The 13148-nt window shown below is 66.1% G+C and carries 18 protein-coding genes; 6 read left to right on the top strand and 12 right to left on the bottom strand.

Annotation, left to right across the window (positions count from 1 at the left end; all coding sequences use genetic code 11):
• Nucleotides 1–125: 125 nt before the first annotated feature.
• Together VG561_RS00695 and VG561_RS00690 are read left to right on the top strand one after the other, a co-directional pair.
• Nucleotides 126–380 carry a hypothetical protein gene (locus VG561_RS00695; protein WP_014647163.1) on the top strand — a complete coding sequence of 85 codons (255 nt, stop codon included), beginning with the start codon at nucleotides 126–128 and terminating at the stop codon, nucleotides 378–380.
• Nucleotides 377–799 carry a low affinity iron permease family protein gene (locus VG561_RS00690; protein WP_014647164.1) on the top strand — a complete coding sequence of 141 codons (423 nt, stop codon included), beginning with the start codon at nucleotides 377–379 and terminating at the stop codon, nucleotides 797–799. The genes VG561_RS00695 and VG561_RS00690 overlap by 4 nt, the downstream gene beginning before the upstream one ends.
• 21 nt (nucleotides 800–820) lie before the next feature.
• Here the strand turns inward: VG561_RS00690 and VG561_RS00685 are convergent, their stop codons facing one another.
• Nucleotides 821–2314 carry an FAD-dependent oxidoreductase gene (locus VG561_RS00685; protein WP_262093937.1) on the bottom strand — a complete coding sequence of 498 codons (1494 nt, stop codon included), beginning with the start codon at nucleotides 2312–2314 and terminating at the stop codon, nucleotides 821–823.
• Between the two features lie 225 nt (nucleotides 2315–2539).
• Between VG561_RS00685 and VG561_RS00680 the strand changes: the two genes are divergently transcribed.
• Nucleotides 2540–2770 (top strand): hypothetical protein, encoded by a 231-nt coding sequence (locus VG561_RS00680; RefSeq protein WP_142234729.1) that lies wholly within the window; start codon nucleotides 2540–2542, stop codon nucleotides 2768–2770.
• Between the two features lie 9 nt (nucleotides 2771–2779).
• Here the strand turns inward: VG561_RS00680 and VG561_RS00675 are convergent, their stop codons facing one another.
• The 3 genes from VG561_RS00675 to VG561_RS00665 form a co-directional block, all read right to left on the bottom strand.
• A complete protein-coding gene (locus VG561_RS00675; protein ID WP_126412216.1) occupies nucleotides 2780–3229 on the bottom strand; it encodes a BLUF domain-containing protein in 450 nt (149 codons plus the stop codon).
• Nucleotides 3230–3367: 138 nt separating this feature from the next.
• Nucleotides 3368–5917: a DNA ligase D gene (ligD, locus tag VG561_RS00670; RefSeq protein WP_262093935.1), complete on the bottom strand. Its 2550-nt coding sequence runs from the start codon at nucleotides 5915–5917 to the stop codon at nucleotides 3368–3370.
• Nucleotides 5918–5930: 13 nt separating this feature from the next.
• Nucleotides 5931–6107, bottom strand: a complete 177-nt coding sequence (locus VG561_RS00665; protein ID WP_014647169.1) for a DUF3606 domain-containing protein — start codon at nucleotides 6105–6107, stop codon at nucleotides 5931–5933.
• Between the two features lie 247 nt (nucleotides 6108–6354).
• Between VG561_RS00665 and VG561_RS00660 the strand changes: the two genes are divergently transcribed.
• On the top strand, nucleotides 6355–6852 hold the full coding sequence (locus tag VG561_RS00660; RefSeq protein WP_014647170.1) for a ferritin-like domain-containing protein: 498 nt from the start codon (nucleotides 6355–6357) through the stop codon (nucleotides 6850–6852).
• 39 nt (nucleotides 6853–6891) lie between these two features.
• Here the strand turns inward: VG561_RS00660 and VG561_RS00655 are convergent, their stop codons facing one another.
• Genes VG561_RS00655 through VG561_RS00645 form a run of 3 tightly spaced genes read right to left on the bottom strand, consistent with a single transcriptional unit; the run spans nucleotide 6892 to nucleotide 8850 of the window.
• The gene (locus VG561_RS00655; protein ID WP_053494312.1) at nucleotides 6892–7626 is read right to left on the bottom strand and encodes a DNA-formamidopyrimidine glycosylase family protein; all 735 of its coding nucleotides are present in this window, start codon (nucleotides 7624–7626) and stop codon (nucleotides 6892–6894) included.
• Nucleotides 7619–8386 (bottom strand): DUF72 domain-containing protein, encoded by a 768-nt coding sequence (locus tag VG561_RS00650; RefSeq protein ID WP_329855975.1) that lies wholly within the window; start codon nucleotides 8384–8386, stop codon nucleotides 7619–7621. Before VG561_RS00650 ends, VG561_RS00655 begins: the two co-directional genes overlap by 8 nt.
• Nucleotides 8383–8850, bottom strand: coding sequence for a BLUF domain-containing protein (locus VG561_RS00645; protein WP_423179273.1), 468 nt, complete (start codon nucleotides 8848–8850; stop codon nucleotides 8383–8385). Before VG561_RS00645 ends, VG561_RS00650 begins: the two co-directional genes overlap by 4 nt.
• A gap of 303 nt (nucleotides 8851–9153) precedes the next feature.
• On the opposite strand from VG561_RS00645, the gene VG561_RS00640 reads away from it, so the two are divergent.
• Nucleotides 9154–9477 (top strand): KGG domain-containing protein, encoded by a 324-nt coding sequence (locus VG561_RS00640; RefSeq protein ID WP_014647174.1) that lies wholly within the window; start codon nucleotides 9154–9156, stop codon nucleotides 9475–9477.
• 100 nt (nucleotides 9478–9577) lie between these two features.
• Here the strand turns inward: VG561_RS00640 and VG561_RS00635 are convergent, their stop codons facing one another.
• From VG561_RS00635 to VG561_RS00625, 3 genes are all read right to left on the bottom strand, one after another.
• Nucleotides 9578–10486, bottom strand: coding sequence for a manganese catalase family protein (locus tag VG561_RS00635; RefSeq protein ID WP_100450071.1), 909 nt, complete (start codon nucleotides 10484–10486; stop codon nucleotides 9578–9580).
• Nucleotides 10487–10522: 36 nt separating this feature from the next.
• A complete protein-coding gene (locus VG561_RS00630) occupies nucleotides 10523–11044 on the bottom strand; it encodes a ferritin-like domain-containing protein (RefSeq protein WP_262093932.1) in 522 nt (173 codons plus the stop codon).
• A gap of 159 nt (nucleotides 11045–11203) precedes the next feature.
• Complete coding sequence (locus VG561_RS00625) at nucleotides 11204–11548, bottom strand: hypothetical protein (RefSeq protein ID WP_100450505.1); 345 nt, start codon at nucleotides 11546–11548, stop codon at nucleotides 11204–11206.
• Between the two features lie 207 nt (nucleotides 11549–11755).
• Between VG561_RS00625 and VG561_RS00620 the strand changes: the two genes are divergently transcribed.
• Nucleotides 11756–12148, top strand: a complete 393-nt coding sequence (locus tag VG561_RS00620; protein WP_014647178.1) for a response regulator — start codon at nucleotides 11756–11758, stop codon at nucleotides 12146–12148.
• 16 nt (nucleotides 12149–12164) lie between these two features.
• On the opposite strand, the gene VG561_RS00615 is transcribed toward VG561_RS00620, so the two are convergent.
• On the bottom strand, nucleotides 12165–12563 hold the full coding sequence (locus VG561_RS00615; protein ID WP_134808868.1) for a BLUF domain-containing protein: 399 nt from the start codon (nucleotides 12561–12563) through the stop codon (nucleotides 12165–12167).
• A gap of 135 nt (nucleotides 12564–12698) precedes the next feature.
• Nucleotides 12699–13127 (bottom strand): BLUF domain-containing protein, encoded by a 429-nt coding sequence (locus VG561_RS00610; RefSeq protein WP_126412222.1) that lies wholly within the window; start codon nucleotides 13125–13127, stop codon nucleotides 12699–12701.
• Nucleotides 13128–13148: the final 21 nt, after the last annotated feature.

Genomic DNA, 13148 nt, shown 5'->3' with positions numbered 1-13148 from the left:
ATTGTTAACCTGCATTGGCTGAAGGCTTGACGCCACGTTGCCGCACCCTTGATGCAGCCGCTCACAGTGCGGCTCCTATGCTGGGCCCGCCACTACGGCAGTGGGACCCAACCTGGAGATTCACCATGCAACGCGATCAGAAAGACCTGCCCCACCCGGACCCGGAAGCACAGCGCACCGATCCGGTCAGCCCGCTTCAGGCCAAGCTGCATAACCATCGCAATCATGAAGAGGCGTTGCAGGAGACGTTCCCGGCCAGTGACCCGATCTCGCCCTTCGTCGCAGCCCCGACGCCCGACGAGCAGGCCGCGCGCCTGGGTGAGCGGGTCAAACTGCCAGACCGCGAAACGGATGAGGAGGCCGGCGGAGGTGAGCAGTGATCCGGCGCGGCTTTGCGCGCGTCGCGGCGGCCACGGCGCGGTTGTCCGGCAGTCTTGGGGCGTTCGTCGCGGCACTGGGGGTGATCATCGCCTGGGCCGCCAGCGGGCCGGCCTTCCACTTCAATGACACCTGGCAGCTGGTGGTCAACACGGGCACCACCATCGTGACGTTCCTGATGGTATTCCTGATCCAGCATACCCAGAACGCTGACACCGCTGCGCTGCACATCAAGCTGGATGAGCTGATCCGGGTCAGCAAGGACGCCAACCAGGAGCTGCTGAACCTGGAATCGATGGAGCCGGCCCATCTTGAAGAGATACGCCAGCGCTACGAGGCACTGGCGAAGACCGCTGCAGACATCAAGTCCAAGAAGGAGCGCTGCATGCCCTGCGAAGCGGATGCAACCGCCGAAGCCTGAGGTCACCTTTGCGGCGGCGGCCTACAGCGCCGCCGGTGTGAGGCCCTGCCTGGCGGGGCCCTCCAGCAGGGCCCCGGTGGCGGAAAAGCGGCTGCCGTGGCACGGGCAGTCCCATGTGCGTTCATGGCCATTCCATTGGACGACGCACTTGAGGTGCGGGCACAGCGCCGACATTGCGTGCAGCTGGCCATCATCATCGCGGTAGATCGCGGTGCGCTCTCCGCCCACGTCCAGCAGCGCACCGCACCCGCGGCCCAGCTCGCTGGGAGCGCGCGACGACGCGGTTCCAAGGCGATCGCCCACCATGTGCCGCGCAACCGTGGCGTTGGTGCGGGCCCAGCCTGCAGCCGAGCGCAGCGGAGTAAAGCGCATGGGGCTGAGCAGCTGCTCGATCTCGCTGGTCGTTCCCGTGATTCCCTCCGTGATCGCGCGCGCGGCCACGCCCGCCCAGGTCAATCCGTCCGGCCCATAGCCGGTAGCGACCCATACATTGTCGTGCGCGCTGCTGCCGATGTAGGGCAGCTGATCCGCGGCCCGGAACTGCTGCGCGGACCAGCACAGCGGCTCGCCCTGCACGCTGAAGTTGCGACGCGCGTCGGCGACCAGATGCTGGGCCGGATCCATCGCCGGGGTTTCGCCAGTGCGATGTGTCTCCCCGACCAGCACCAGCCAGTCGCGGCCATCAGCGCCATGCACCCCGCGCAGCGAGCGGTGCCGGTCGGCGATCCAGTGAATGCCTGCCGCTGGCGGATTGGCCACCGGTACCGCTACGCCGTATTCGCGGTACACCTCCATTTCGGCCTGCACCAGGTTGAATCCTGCTGGCGAGTGGGTGGCCAGCACAAAATGCCTGGCATGAATGCGGGCACCAGGGGCCGTCGCCACTCCGGCTGAAGCCTCGATGCGGGTGATCCGGGTCCAGTCGTGGATGCGCACGCGGCCCACCAGATGACGGGCCAGTTCCCTGCAGAACGCCGCCGGATGCAACTGCGCCTGGTCGGGAACGCGGAAAGCGTGGGCCAAGGTGAACGGCAGCCCGGATTGGCGGTGCTCGCAATGCAGGCCAACGCGTTGGTAGGCCTGCAGCTCGCGTTCGAACTGCGCCGTGGCCTCGCGCGAACGCTCCTGCACGCCGTACTGCATGGCCACGCGCTCGAAGCCACAGTGCAGATCGTAGCGGTGGACCAGTGTTTCGATGGAACGCAGCGCGTGTTGCCGCCACTGCACGACACGACGTGCCGTGTCACCGCCCCAACGCTCGATCAGGTCTGCCATCCGGGACACGGGAGCGTAAAGATTGCCGGTTGACATCACCGTGTTGCGCCCGCCGATGGGGCCGGCATCCACCACCACCACATCCAGGCCGCTGTCGGCCAAGCGGGCGGCGGTCAACAGGCCGGTCATGCCTGCACCGACCACGAGCACGTCCGCGCGCGTGGCCCCGGCGAGCGGGCGGAAGCCGTGCGGATCGGAGTCAGCTGACCATAAGCTGGCGCGCGGGGACGGGTCGGCCATGAAAAGGATCCTTGCAGGTTCATCGGAGAGCCTTCCCTGATACGCCCTGCCGGGTGAAACGACGGTGGCGTGCCCGTGCAGGAAATCCTCACGTGCGTGGCAGTGCCGCGGTGAGGATCAAGACGGGGTGAGTGCCGCATGGACACGATGCCTGCGTCGCCTGTGCGAACCGCGACCCTCTGCTTGCAGCGTGGTTGCTAACGTGGCTGCATGGAGGGCCAGGCAGTGAGCACGCACCTGGAAATCGACCTGATGATCGCGCAACTGGAGGAAATGCTGCCCACCTGGGCGGCGTTCTATCCCGAGCCGCAGTTCATCCGCATGCTCGCCGAGGCGCTGGACTACATCGCTGCCAGTGCTGACCCGGATGCCCGCCTGTACTGCGTGATGCGCACCGGGCACCTCGATTCGTGCAGCGGCGAGATGCCCTGGGCGGCGCGGTATGGAGACCGCTAGGCCGATCGATCACGCCGCGACGGCATAGGGTTCCACCAACCTGGCCAGGACATCCATCGCCGTCTCGGTTGGCGCATCGTCACCGGTCCGCTGGGCGAACCCTGACCAGTCCGCGCGGGCAAGACTCTTCAACTGCTCGGGTTGCGTCGGCAGCCAGCGCATCGGCCAGAACGGGAGACGCCGGTTGCCTACCCTGCCGCGCTGCAGTTCGATCAGTCCCGTGTGGCTTGTAGCACCGAGTACCCGCGAGTACGCCACATTCAAGCCATCTTCGGGTCCTTCCATGTACTGCAGGAAACGGGCGCCATCGAACAGCAGTACGCCGGTAACGCCGGCATTCCGGTTGAAGCGGGAGGCATCATCGACCAGGTCGTCCAGCTTCCCGCTGCGCAGGCCCAAAGGATCACCCGCAACGGCCGGGCCCGCTTCACTTATGTATGCGACTGCCCTGATCGGCATTGGCTGCTCCTGTAGCGAATCCCCCCAGATTCCGTATCGCAAGCATAGGCCAACCGCGCCGACGATATGTTCGGGCCCTGTGTATTCTGCGAATCAGTTGGGTTCGGGCTGACAGACGGTACGCAGCACGGGCCTGGCCTACGGGTCTGCCCGGGCCCATCGGGCGAGATTCTGCTTCACTTCCGCGATGCCGGCCCAAGGGTCCTTGCGGCGACGTCTCAGCTTTGCGGGCACGTCCTTGATCGTGAAGGCGTCGGCGCGCTTGAGTTTCGCCAGATCACCCCAGGCGATCGGCAGTGCCACCGGTGCGCCCGGCCGGGCGCGCAACGAATAGGACGCGACCGCCGTTGCACCGCGCCCATTGCGCAGATAGTCGACGAAGATCCGCTTGTTGCGCAGGCTCTTGGTGGCGGTTGCCAGGAACCGCTGCGGTTCGGACTGTGCCAATGCATCGGCGAAACCCTTCGCAAAACGCTTGGTCAGGTCCCAATCGCACCCTGGGTTTAGCGGCACGACCACGTGCAGGCCCTTTCCGCCGGAGACTCGCAGGAACGATTCCAGCTCCAGCTGCGCCAGCAGTTTCCGGATGTCGGTTGCCGCTTTCTTGACTTCGGCAAAGGGCACATCCGGTCCGGGATCCAGATCGAACACCACCCGGTCGGCCCTGTCGGGCGCCTCGGCGTGGCTGCCCCAAGGGTGGAACTCCAACGCGTTGAACTGCACCAGTTCCAGCAGGCTGGCTGCGTCCCGCACCACCAGGTAATGGGCGTTGATGCCGCTTTCCTCCTTCAGCCTTACCGAATCGACCAGCGCCAGCCCGGCCGTATGGTGTTTCTGGAAGAAGCAGGGCTTTGCGGTGCCACTGGGGCAGCGGATGATCGACAGCGGACGATCCACCACCTCGGGCAGGAGGTGCTCCATCACTGCTGCGTAGTAATCCCACACGTCCTGCTTGGTGTAGCCGTCGCCGGGAAACAGGATCTTGCCTGGGGACGACAGCACGGGGGGCGCGCGATCCGTTGCCGGCGCCCTTTCCACCCGGCGCCCACGCCGCGCGGGCGCTTGCGACCGCGCTGCGGCCGGGGCCGCTCCGGCGCGATCGGAATCGGCGAGGTCGGCGATATCCTTGTCCGCCCGCACCGCCTTCAGCGACGCCTGGCGCAACAGTTGCTGCCCACCGATTCCGCGGTAGAAGACCTCCACCACGAAACGCGGTTCGAACCAGGTCGCAGCGCGCAGATCGGTGTCCTGCGTGGGCACGTACGCGGTTGGCTTGCGGCCGCCGCCGCCCTTGATGCGCTTGCTGATGTCGCCAATCAGTTCATCCGAGAACCCGGACCCGACGCGCCCTGCGTAGAGCCAGCCATGCGTTGCGTCTGGCCGGGCCAGCAGCAGCGAACCAAAGCCGGTGCGGCTGCCTTTGGGTGCGGTGTAGCCCACTACCGCGAACTCGTCGCTGGCCAGCTGCTTCGTCTTGCGCCAGTCCTCGCTGCGGCCGCTGTGGTAGCTGCGATCGGCGCGCTTGGAGATGATGCCTTCGAAGTGCCGCTCACCGGCCAGTCGGTAGGCCTGGTCGCCATCCCCCTGTACATGCGAACTGAAGGCCAATGGGCTGCCCTGCCCCTCCAGCACCGATTGCAGCAGGGCCTTGCGCTCCAGCAGGGGCGCATCGGCGACATCCACGCCATCAAGATGCAGCAGATCGAACAGCGCATACGTCAGGACGCCTTGCTTCTCGCCGGAAAGCGTGGCCTGCAGCAGGTTGAAGTCTTCCTTGGTGCCGGCGCCGGCGATCAGCTCGCCGTCCAGTGCCGCCGAAGTCAGGCCCAGGGCCGCGATCGCATCACGTATTTCGGGAAGTTTGGCGGTCCATTCCAGCGCGTTCCGTGACCACAGCTGCACGTTGCCCTCAGCCACCGTAGCAAGGATGCGGTACCCGTCCCATTTGATCTCATGCACCCACTGCCCGCCTTGGGGCGGCGCTTCGCCCAGCTTGGCCAACTGCGGCTCAAACGGCCCGGACGGCGCTGCCGCCCTTTTCGCCTTGCTGAGCGCCAGGGCCTTCTTCGCCCAGTTCTTTCGCCGGGCGCGTCTGGCAGGTACCGCCGTCAGCCGCTTCTTCCCGGCCTTGCCGGCGCCGGCTCGCTTCAGATCCTCCGGTGGCGCTTCAGCGACGTCCCCCAGCAGATCGTCTGCCTCGATATCGCTGGCAAATCCGTCGTCGTCCTTGAACAGCAGCCACTGTGGCTGGCGCGCGGGCTTTCCCGACCGGACCAGATGCCAGCCGCCTTTCAACTTGGTACCGAACAGCTCGAAGCGCAGATGGCCCTTGGCGAGCTGGGCTTCCGGATCGCCCTGCGTGGCCCATACACCGTGGTCAAACTGGGCGACATGGCCGCCGCCGTACTGGCCCTTGGGAATATCACCCTCGAACGCCGCGTAGTCCACCGGGTGGTCTTCCACTTCCACCGCCATGCGCTTGACCTTCGGGTCGTAACTGGGGCCTTTGGGCACCGCCCAGCTCTTCAGCGCATCGCCAACCTGCAGGCGGAAGTCATAGTGCCTGCGGCTGGCATGATGCAGCTGCACCACGAAAATGGCGCGCTGGCCTTTCGGCAGCGCCTTGCCCGGCTCGGGCTCCTTGGTCTGGTCAAAACGACGCTTGCGGCGATACTCGACCAGGGACATGGCCAGCTCCGCGCTATTTGCCCAGGTGCTTCCGGACAGCAACCGCCGTGGGCCCGACTGCCGCGACGGCCGCGCGAAGTTCGTCGGCGGACACGCCCAGCGTCGTGGTCCAGTACCGCAGTTCGTAATCCTCATTGACGTTGATGCGGTCCCGGTCCGGGCTGCCGGCGTTGTTCTTGTCATCGCTCATGGGAGTCTCCAGCGTGATCGGGGGTGAACTGACCGTACCGGCCACTCCATGGGCACGGAGCGATGCCACTGTGAAGCCATGGCGAAGGCCGCCGGCACGGCGTCCTGCCGATGCGCGAAAGACGCTGCTTCGTGAAGGCAGCGCGCAGGGTCCGCGTGGGAATTCACATGCCGCCTTCACTCCTTCCCCGCCTGATCGCAACCGGACGGGACCTATTCTGAGCACTCCATTCACAGCGGAGCCCAGCATGGCTATCAAGACGGCGGAAGATCTGTTCATCCACGAGCTCTCGGACATCTACAGCGCCGAGAAGCAGCTGACCAAGGCGCTTCCGCGCCTGGCCCGTGCGGCCGAGAATCCGGATCTGGCCGCAGCGTTCGAAACGCACCTGGAAGAAACCCAGGGGCAGATCGAACGCATCGACCAGGTGGTCGAAGTGCTCGGCATCCGCCTGAAGCGCATCAAGTGCGCGGCGATGGAAGGCCTGGTCGAGGAAGGCAAGGAGGTGATCGACAGCATCGACAAGGGGCCGGTGCGCGACGCTGCCCTGATCGGTGGCGCGCAGAAGGTCGAGCATTATGAAATTGCCTCCTACGGCACCATCGCCGCGCTGGCCAAGCAGCTGGGCTACAAGGACGCCCTGCCGTTGCTGCTGGAGACGCTGGAGGAAGAAAAGGCGACCGATGAGAAGCTGACCCTGCTGGCCAAGGGCGGCGGCAATGCCAAGGCCACGCAGGCCGCCTGAGTCGAATCGCATGCCCCTCGGCCGCCATGGAAGGCGGCCTCAGGGTGGGTAGAGCACCTGATCGTTTGGGCAGAAGAACGTGCGTCGCCGCGTCGTACCCATGTACAGCTTGCTGATCGGGCCACCGCAGAGCGGGCACACCTTTCGCGTATGCACCTGCCAGTGCTTCTTCAATTCGAAGCGCCGTTTCCATTCCAGGAAGTCGAAGCTGTAGGCACGGGCCTGGTTGATCAGGGCGGTGAGCTTGCGCGGTGGCAGGTCGCCCAGTCGCGTGGCCGGATGCACGCGGATGCGGAACAGCACCTCGTTCTTGATGATATTGCCGACGCCCGCGAAGATCGTCTGGTCCAGAAGCGCATCACAGACCAGGGTGTCCGGCAGTGCCTTCAGCTTGCGCCGGGCCAGCTTTGGATCCCAGGCGTCGTTCATCACGTCCGCCCGCCAGTCGTAGACGTCGTCCAACGGCTGGTCGATCAGCCGGACGGAACACGCGTAGAAATTCAGTTCCCCGTTGTCGAATGCCAGCGACACCCGTGCAGGAGCTGGCTTCCGTTCGTCGATGCGCCAGCTGCCGAACATCATCAGATGGATGCGCAGCGTGTGGTGGCTGAACTCCAGCAGGAAGTGCTTGCCCCAGCTGCGAACCGCCTTGACCCTGCGTCCCTGCAGCGGTGACAGATCGATGCGGCTGTTGCCGGAGACGCCGCGCACGACGTGACCCTTGAAGCGGCTGGCGGCTTCGCGCAGCAGGACAATGGACGGGCCCTCAGGCATGCGCGTTCTCCTGCAGCAGTGCCTGCAGGTGCAGGGCGTTGCCGGTCGCGTGGCCCAGCGCGGTGTTGTCCAGTACGCACCAGGCGCGGCGCTGCGCAGCGGCTTCACGCTGCAGGTGCTGGGCCAGCCCCGCCAGCGCCTGTTCGCTGTAGGGGCTGCGATAGATCTGCGGCTGCCCGTGCCAGCGCCAGTAGCTCCACGTGCGGTCACCGCCCGGGACAGCTGCTGCCGGTACCCGGGCCGGGTCAGCCGCGACCCGTGCGATGCCATGGTCGCTCAGCAGCGTATCGACGTCCGCAGTGAACCAACTGGGGTGGCGCGGTTCGCAGGCGACATCAACCGAGGTGCGTGCGCGCAGTCCGTGCAGGAATGCCTTTACGGTTGCCGGCTCATACGCCAGGCTGGGCGGCAGCTGGAGCAGCAGCGGCCCCAGCCTGTCCCCCAGCGCGATCACGCCATCAAGGAACAGCGCCAGCGGCTGCATCGCGTCGCGCAGCCGGCGTTCATGGCTGATCACGCGCGGCAGTTTCACCGCGAAGCGGAAACCCGCGGGCACGCTCGCCGCCCACCGGGCGTAGGTCGCCGCCTGGTGGGGGCGGTAGAACGAGGAATTGATCTCGACCATCGGCAGGCGGGTGGCATAGCGCTGCAGTACGCTGTCGCCTGCGCCGAACGCCGCCTGCGCCGCGCGCGACAGCGACCAGCCTGCGCAGCCGATGCGTACCTGTCCTGGCGTGCCCGGGGCGTTGGCTGCGCTCATCGTGCCACCGGTCCGTCCGGCTCCAGCAACCGGCCATCGCCGGCGCCTGGCGGCGCCTGCGCCACCGATTGCAGTCGATCAAGCGCACTGGTGCCAGGAGCGAGCGCGGAGGCGCTGCGCACGAAGCCGGTCCAGTCGGAGATCGCGATCTTTCCCAGCGCCAGCTCATCCACGCGCACGCTGTGCATGCGCCAGTGCGGGAACTGACGCCGCCCCACCCTGCCCCGGTTGAGTTCGACCAGACCGTTGTGGCTGCCGGCCGCCAGGATGCGGGTGTACGCCGCACTGACGCCGGCCTCCGGACCTTCGAGGTATTGCAGGAAGCGCGTGCCGTAGAACAGGAGGACGCCGGTCACATCAACCGACTCGTTGAACAGCATCGCGTCCGCGACAAGCTGCTGCAGCCGTTCTGCAGTCAGGTTTCGGGTGGCTTCACTTACATATGCAATGGCACGAAGAGGCATGACAGCACCGGGTTGTTGCAGATGGCTCTACCTTAGCGGTGCGGATCAAACGCGCGGTGACACCTGCGTGGAGGCGGCGTTGAACCTGTACGTGCCAACGCCGCGCTGCGTTGACACCCGGCTCGAGCACCACGACCGGCATGCCGTGTCTTCCGCCGATGGATTTGCTTTCGTGGAGAATGCATGAGGAAGCGCGTGCCTGCGCATGACATCACGTTGGCAGTGGTGCCACCGCCGTCTAGCGGCGGATCTGGAAGATGGTCGCTGCCGCCAATCGGGCGGCTCACTCCAAGGAGACTTTCCATGGCCAACCAGAACCAGAACCAGGGCAGCAGCAACCGCGGCTTCGCTTCGATGGACGAAGACAAGCAGCGCGAGATCGCCGCCAAGGGCGGCCGCGCCGCGCATGAGTCGGGCAACGCCCATGAATTCAGCTCTGAAGAAGCGCGCGAAGCCGGTCGCAAGGGCGGCGAAGCGGTGAGCCAGGATCGCCAGCACATGGCCGACATCGGCCGCGAAGGCGGCCAGAACAGCCATGGCGGCGGCAACCAGGGTGGCAACCAGGGCGCTCGTCAGCAACAGCAGGAGCGTGGCGGCAACAACAACCGCGGTGGCCAGCAGCGTTGATCGAGACTGACCGGTTGCACCCCATGTGGGCGGACAGCGTGTCCGCCCACTTTTTTTCACGCGAAACGTGGGGCGGAGGCCCGCCCCGGCCTGTCCCGCGTCAAGGCTCCCGTGGCGGCAGGTCGAGCGCACCGGCGCCCGGCCCGGCGCCCAGTTCGGCACCGGTTGTCGGCCGTGCTTCGGGATCGGAAAGCGTTCGCAGGGTCATGGCCTGCACCGCCGCCTGCTCGCGTGGGTCCAGGCCCACCGTGGCGCTGCCGTCACCGCCGTCCACAGCGGCCTGGGCCTCGCGGTCGCTGACCCGCTCCCACAGCTCGCCGCTGTTCCAGCTGCCCAGCAGGTCATCGGCGCCGTCGCCCTGCGACATGTCCATGTACAGGTCGGTAAAGGCGGGGTCACCCGGCTGCTTGCCCGGCGGGAAGTTGGGCTGGATGCTGTGCAACGCCTTTTCGAAGGACTTCTGGTGGGCGATTTCGCGCGTCATCAGGAAGCGCAGTGCGTCCTTGATGCCTGGATCATCGGTCACCGTGATCAGTCGTTCGTAGACCAGCTTGGCGCGGGCTTCGGCGGCGATGTTCGAGCGCAGGTCGGCGGTGGGCTCCCCGATCGAATCGACGTAGGCCGCCGTCCACGGCACCCCGCTGGAATTGACCAGCGCCGGGCCGCCCCCATACAGGATCTGTTCGGTATGGCTGGTGCTGTTCTGGCCCAGCAGCCGCATGTCCTCGGCTTCGGCAAGACCCTCGGACTGGATGGCCTTCGGGCCGCGGTTGAGCATGGCGATGATGGTGCCGATGATCTCCAGGTGGCTGATCTCTTCGGTGGCAATGTCCATCAGCAGGTCCTTGCGGCCCGGATCGCATTCACCGAGTCCCTGGGTGAAGTAACGCATTGCAGCCGCCAGTTCGCCTTGGGGGCCGCCAAACTGTTCCAGCATGAGGCTGGCAAGCTGCGGGTTGGATTCGCGCACGCGCACGGTGTACATCAGCTTCTTGTGGTGGAAGAACATGGGACTGTCTCCTGTGTATGGCAGGCGGGACCGGGATCAACGCTTGGCTTGGGCGCCAGGCGTTTCGTCACGGTTGAGGAAGGCGCCGACCAGGCTGTCCTGGTGCTCTTCCAGCCAGCGCGCCATGGCGATCTCTTCCTGCAGGATCTGGCCGCACACGGCCGCGATATCCGGCGCAGCGGCCCGCTCGGCCGCGATCACCAGCGCCCGGTAGGTGGCGATCTCGGTGTTCTCGAAGCCAAAGGAGATGCCGATGCTCTTGACGACCTCGTCCTCCATCAGGGTGTTGCCGGCAGCGTGGATCGCTGCGGTCATGCTCGCGAACATCCCCTTGGCGGTGGGCACGCTTCCGCCGAGCGCTTCAATGCACTCGCGCAGGGAGGCGGCCTGCTGCTGCGTCTCCAGTACGTGCTGGCCGATGCGTGCGGCAAGATGGGGATAGTTCTGGATGCGCGAAGCCATGGCCTTCATCATGGTCTCCGCCTCCTGCTCCATGGCGTAGGCATCCTGCAGCCATTTCAGCAGGCGCTCGCTGCGGACGGTGTTCTGGTCTGCCATCATGGTCTCCGGTAGTGGGGCGACATGCCTCCGGAGACCATGGTGGCGAGGCAGCAATCACTGCCCCGTCGGCCGGCGTGAGCCGGCGGGCGTGCGCGCTGCACCTGGCGCTGATGCGGTCATAACATCCGCTGTTGCGTGGCAACGCCTGCCGCGAACTCAGGCGGGCATCGCGCCGGACACTACAGCGCTGCCGGCGTCGCGACGGGGGCTTGCTGCGGGTGCGCGCGCGCCTGCGGACGCCTTCAACGCCTGGATCACCCGGTGCTGCGCACGGTGCGCGCCCCCTTCCACGCCCACGACGTAGACAAAGCGGCCATCGAACTTGGCCTGGGCACCCTCCAGCACGTCATCCTCCTGCAGGGCGCGCTTGAGCGACTTCATCCATGCCCGTTCGGGGGTGCGATCCAGCTCCACGACGATCGCAGCGCCGCCGCAATCCAGGGACATGCACTCCACGCGCAATGCGCAGGGGGCGGTGGGGTCGGTGGCGGATCGAGGCATGGTCATGGCTCCAGTGCTGGGGGACGGCGGCAGTATCCATGGCCGCCGCCAACGCGCCGTCAAAAAAGGCGCACCGCCTTCCACGCCGCATCGACGGCATGGAGCACCTGCGCGGGGCGGCTTCGCGCTGGGCTGACACGGCCCACGCGCGCCGTTGATGCAATACAGCACACACTGCAGTTCCCAAGGCAACACAGGCATGCGCGCATGCAATCGGAAATGGACCAGCGCAGGTGCAACCTGCTGCTGGTTGAAGACCAGCTCGACCTGGCTGCACTGATGGAACAGGCGCTGGAAGACGGCGGCGGCCGGGTGACCCACGCCTACAGCGTGTTCGATGCGCTGGGGCTGCTGGATACGCAACGTTTCGATGGCGCGGTTCTGGATGTGGAGCTCCGCGATGGCGTGGTGTTCCCGGTGGCCGATCGACTGGCGGAACTCGGCATTCCCTACCTGTTCGTCTCTGCGGTCTATGACCAGCTGGTGCCGCTGCGCCACCGCCGCGCAACCTTCGTGGCCAAGCCGTTCCACATCGACCAGTTGCAGGAAGCCGTCCAGCAGGTCGTGGGAGACGCCTGCGCGCCCCCTGCCACGCATTGAGCGGCAGACGCCGGGATTACGCCAGGTGTGGGGCTACCACCTGCCCCAGCTGGCGCAGCGCACCACCGCGGGAGAGCCCGCTCCAGTTGCCACGAGCGACGCTGCGGATGTCGGCAGGGTCGGTCCAGAGCAGCCGCATCGACCAATAGGGAAAGAACCGGCCGGACACCCTGCCCCGGCCCAGCTCAAGCAGTTCGCAATGGCTGGGGGCACCGAGGATACGGCTGTACACCACGTTGATGCTGTCTTCCGGTCCCTCGATGTACTGGAGGAAGCGGTGCCCATCGTAAAGAAGCACACCCGTCACGCCTGCTTCGAAGTTGAAGCGGGCCGCGGCCCTGGCGAGGTCGTCCACAGGGTCCATGGAAAGCCCCGGTATCGCCTCACTTGCGTAAGCGATTGCGCGGAGGGGCACGTTGATTCCTTCTGACGCAGGAAGTGTCCTGCCCTTCCATGATGCTGCCCTTGCCGTAGAGCCAAATGAGGCGGTTCACAACCTGCCTCGCTCCATCCTCTCCCCTGCGGCACACTGCAGTAACAGGTTTCCGGCTCAGGCGGCCTTTGCGTAGGGCTCGACAATCAGCAGCAGCTTGTCCATCGCCGTGGCATCGGCCTGTCCGGTCGCTGCCCGCTGGATGAAGCTGGTCCAGTCGGCACAGGCGATCTCGCGCAGCTCATCTGCAGTGACGGACAGGCAACGCATGGGCCAGAACGGCAGCCGCCGCTGGCCGACACGCCCCCGCGCAAGTTCGATCAGGTGGATGTGACTGCTGGCGCCGGCGACACGGGAGAAGGCCACATCCAGTCCATCGGCAGGGCCCTCCATGTACTGCAGGAAGCGTTCGCCGTCGAACAGCAGCACCCCGGTCACCCCTGCGCCCCGATTGAAGCGCGCGGCATCGTCCATCAGCGCTTTCAGACGTTCCGGCGAGAATCCACTGACGGCCTCGCTGACGTAGGCGATGGCTCGATTCGGCATGGTGCCACTCCTGCTCTCCCA

This window comes from Stenotrophomonas sp. CASM110 (assembly GCF_049384345.1).
GTDB classification, from domain to species: Bacteria; Pseudomonadota; Gammaproteobacteria; order Xanthomonadales; family Xanthomonadaceae; genus Stenotrophomonas; species Stenotrophomonas muris.
This window is presented reverse-complemented; position numbering and strand designations above follow the sequence as displayed.

What these genes read in the sequence shown, in the direction of transcription:
- VG561_RS00695 (WP_014647163.1), top strand. Translation starts at nt 126, where the DNA reads ATGCAACGCGATCAGAAAGACCTGCCCCACCCGGACCCGGAAGCACAG.
- VG561_RS00685 (WP_262093937.1), bottom strand. Translation starts at nt 2,314, where the DNA reads ATGGCCGACCCGTCCCCGCGCGCCAGCTTATGGTCAGCTGACTCCGAT.
- VG561_RS00675 (WP_126412216.1), bottom strand. Translation starts at nt 3,229, where the DNA reads ATGCCGATCAGGGCAGTCGCATACATAAGTGAAGCGGGCCCGGCCGTT.
- ligD (WP_262093935.1), bottom strand. Translation starts at nt 5,917, where the DNA reads ATGTCCCTGGTCGAGTATCGCCGCAAGCGTCGTTTTGACCAGACCAAG.
- VG561_RS00665 (WP_014647169.1), bottom strand. Translation starts at nt 6,107, where the DNA reads ATGAGCGATGACAAGAACAACGCCGGCAGCCCGGACCGGGACCGCATC.
- VG561_RS00660 (WP_014647170.1), top strand. Translation starts at nt 6,355, where the DNA reads ATGGCTATCAAGACGGCGGAAGATCTGTTCATCCACGAGCTCTCGGAC.
- VG561_RS00655 (WP_053494312.1), bottom strand. Translation starts at nt 7,626, where the DNA reads ATGCCTGAGGGCCCGTCCATTGTCCTGCTGCGCGAAGCCGCCAGCCGC.
- VG561_RS00650 (WP_329855975.1), bottom strand. Translation starts at nt 8,386, where the DNA reads ATGAGCGCAGCCAACGCCCCGGGCACGCCAGGACAGGTACGCATCGGC.
- VG561_RS00645 (WP_423179273.1), bottom strand. Translation starts at nt 8,850, where the DNA reads ATGCCTCTTCGTGCCATTGCATATGTAAGTGAAGCCACCCGAAACCTG.
- VG561_RS00640 (WP_014647174.1), top strand. Translation starts at nt 9,154, where the DNA reads ATGGCCAACCAGAACCAGAACCAGGGCAGCAGCAACCGCGGCTTCGCT.
- VG561_RS00635 (WP_100450071.1), bottom strand. Translation starts at nt 10,486, where the DNA reads ATGTTCTTCCACCACAAGAAGCTGATGTACACCGTGCGCGTGCGCGAA.
- VG561_RS00630 (WP_262093932.1), bottom strand. Translation starts at nt 11,044, where the DNA reads ATGGCAGACCAGAACACCGTCCGCAGCGAGCGCCTGCTGAAATGGCTG.
- VG561_RS00625 (WP_100450505.1), bottom strand. Translation starts at nt 11,548, where the DNA reads ATGCCTCGATCCGCCACCGACCCCACCGCCCCCTGCGCATTGCGCGTG.
- VG561_RS00620 (WP_014647178.1), top strand. Translation starts at nt 11,756, where the DNA reads ATGCAATCGGAAATGGACCAGCGCAGGTGCAACCTGCTGCTGGTTGAA.
- VG561_RS00610 (WP_126412222.1), bottom strand. Translation starts at nt 13,127, where the DNA reads ATGCCGAATCGAGCCATCGCCTACGTCAGCGAGGCCGTCAGTGGATTC.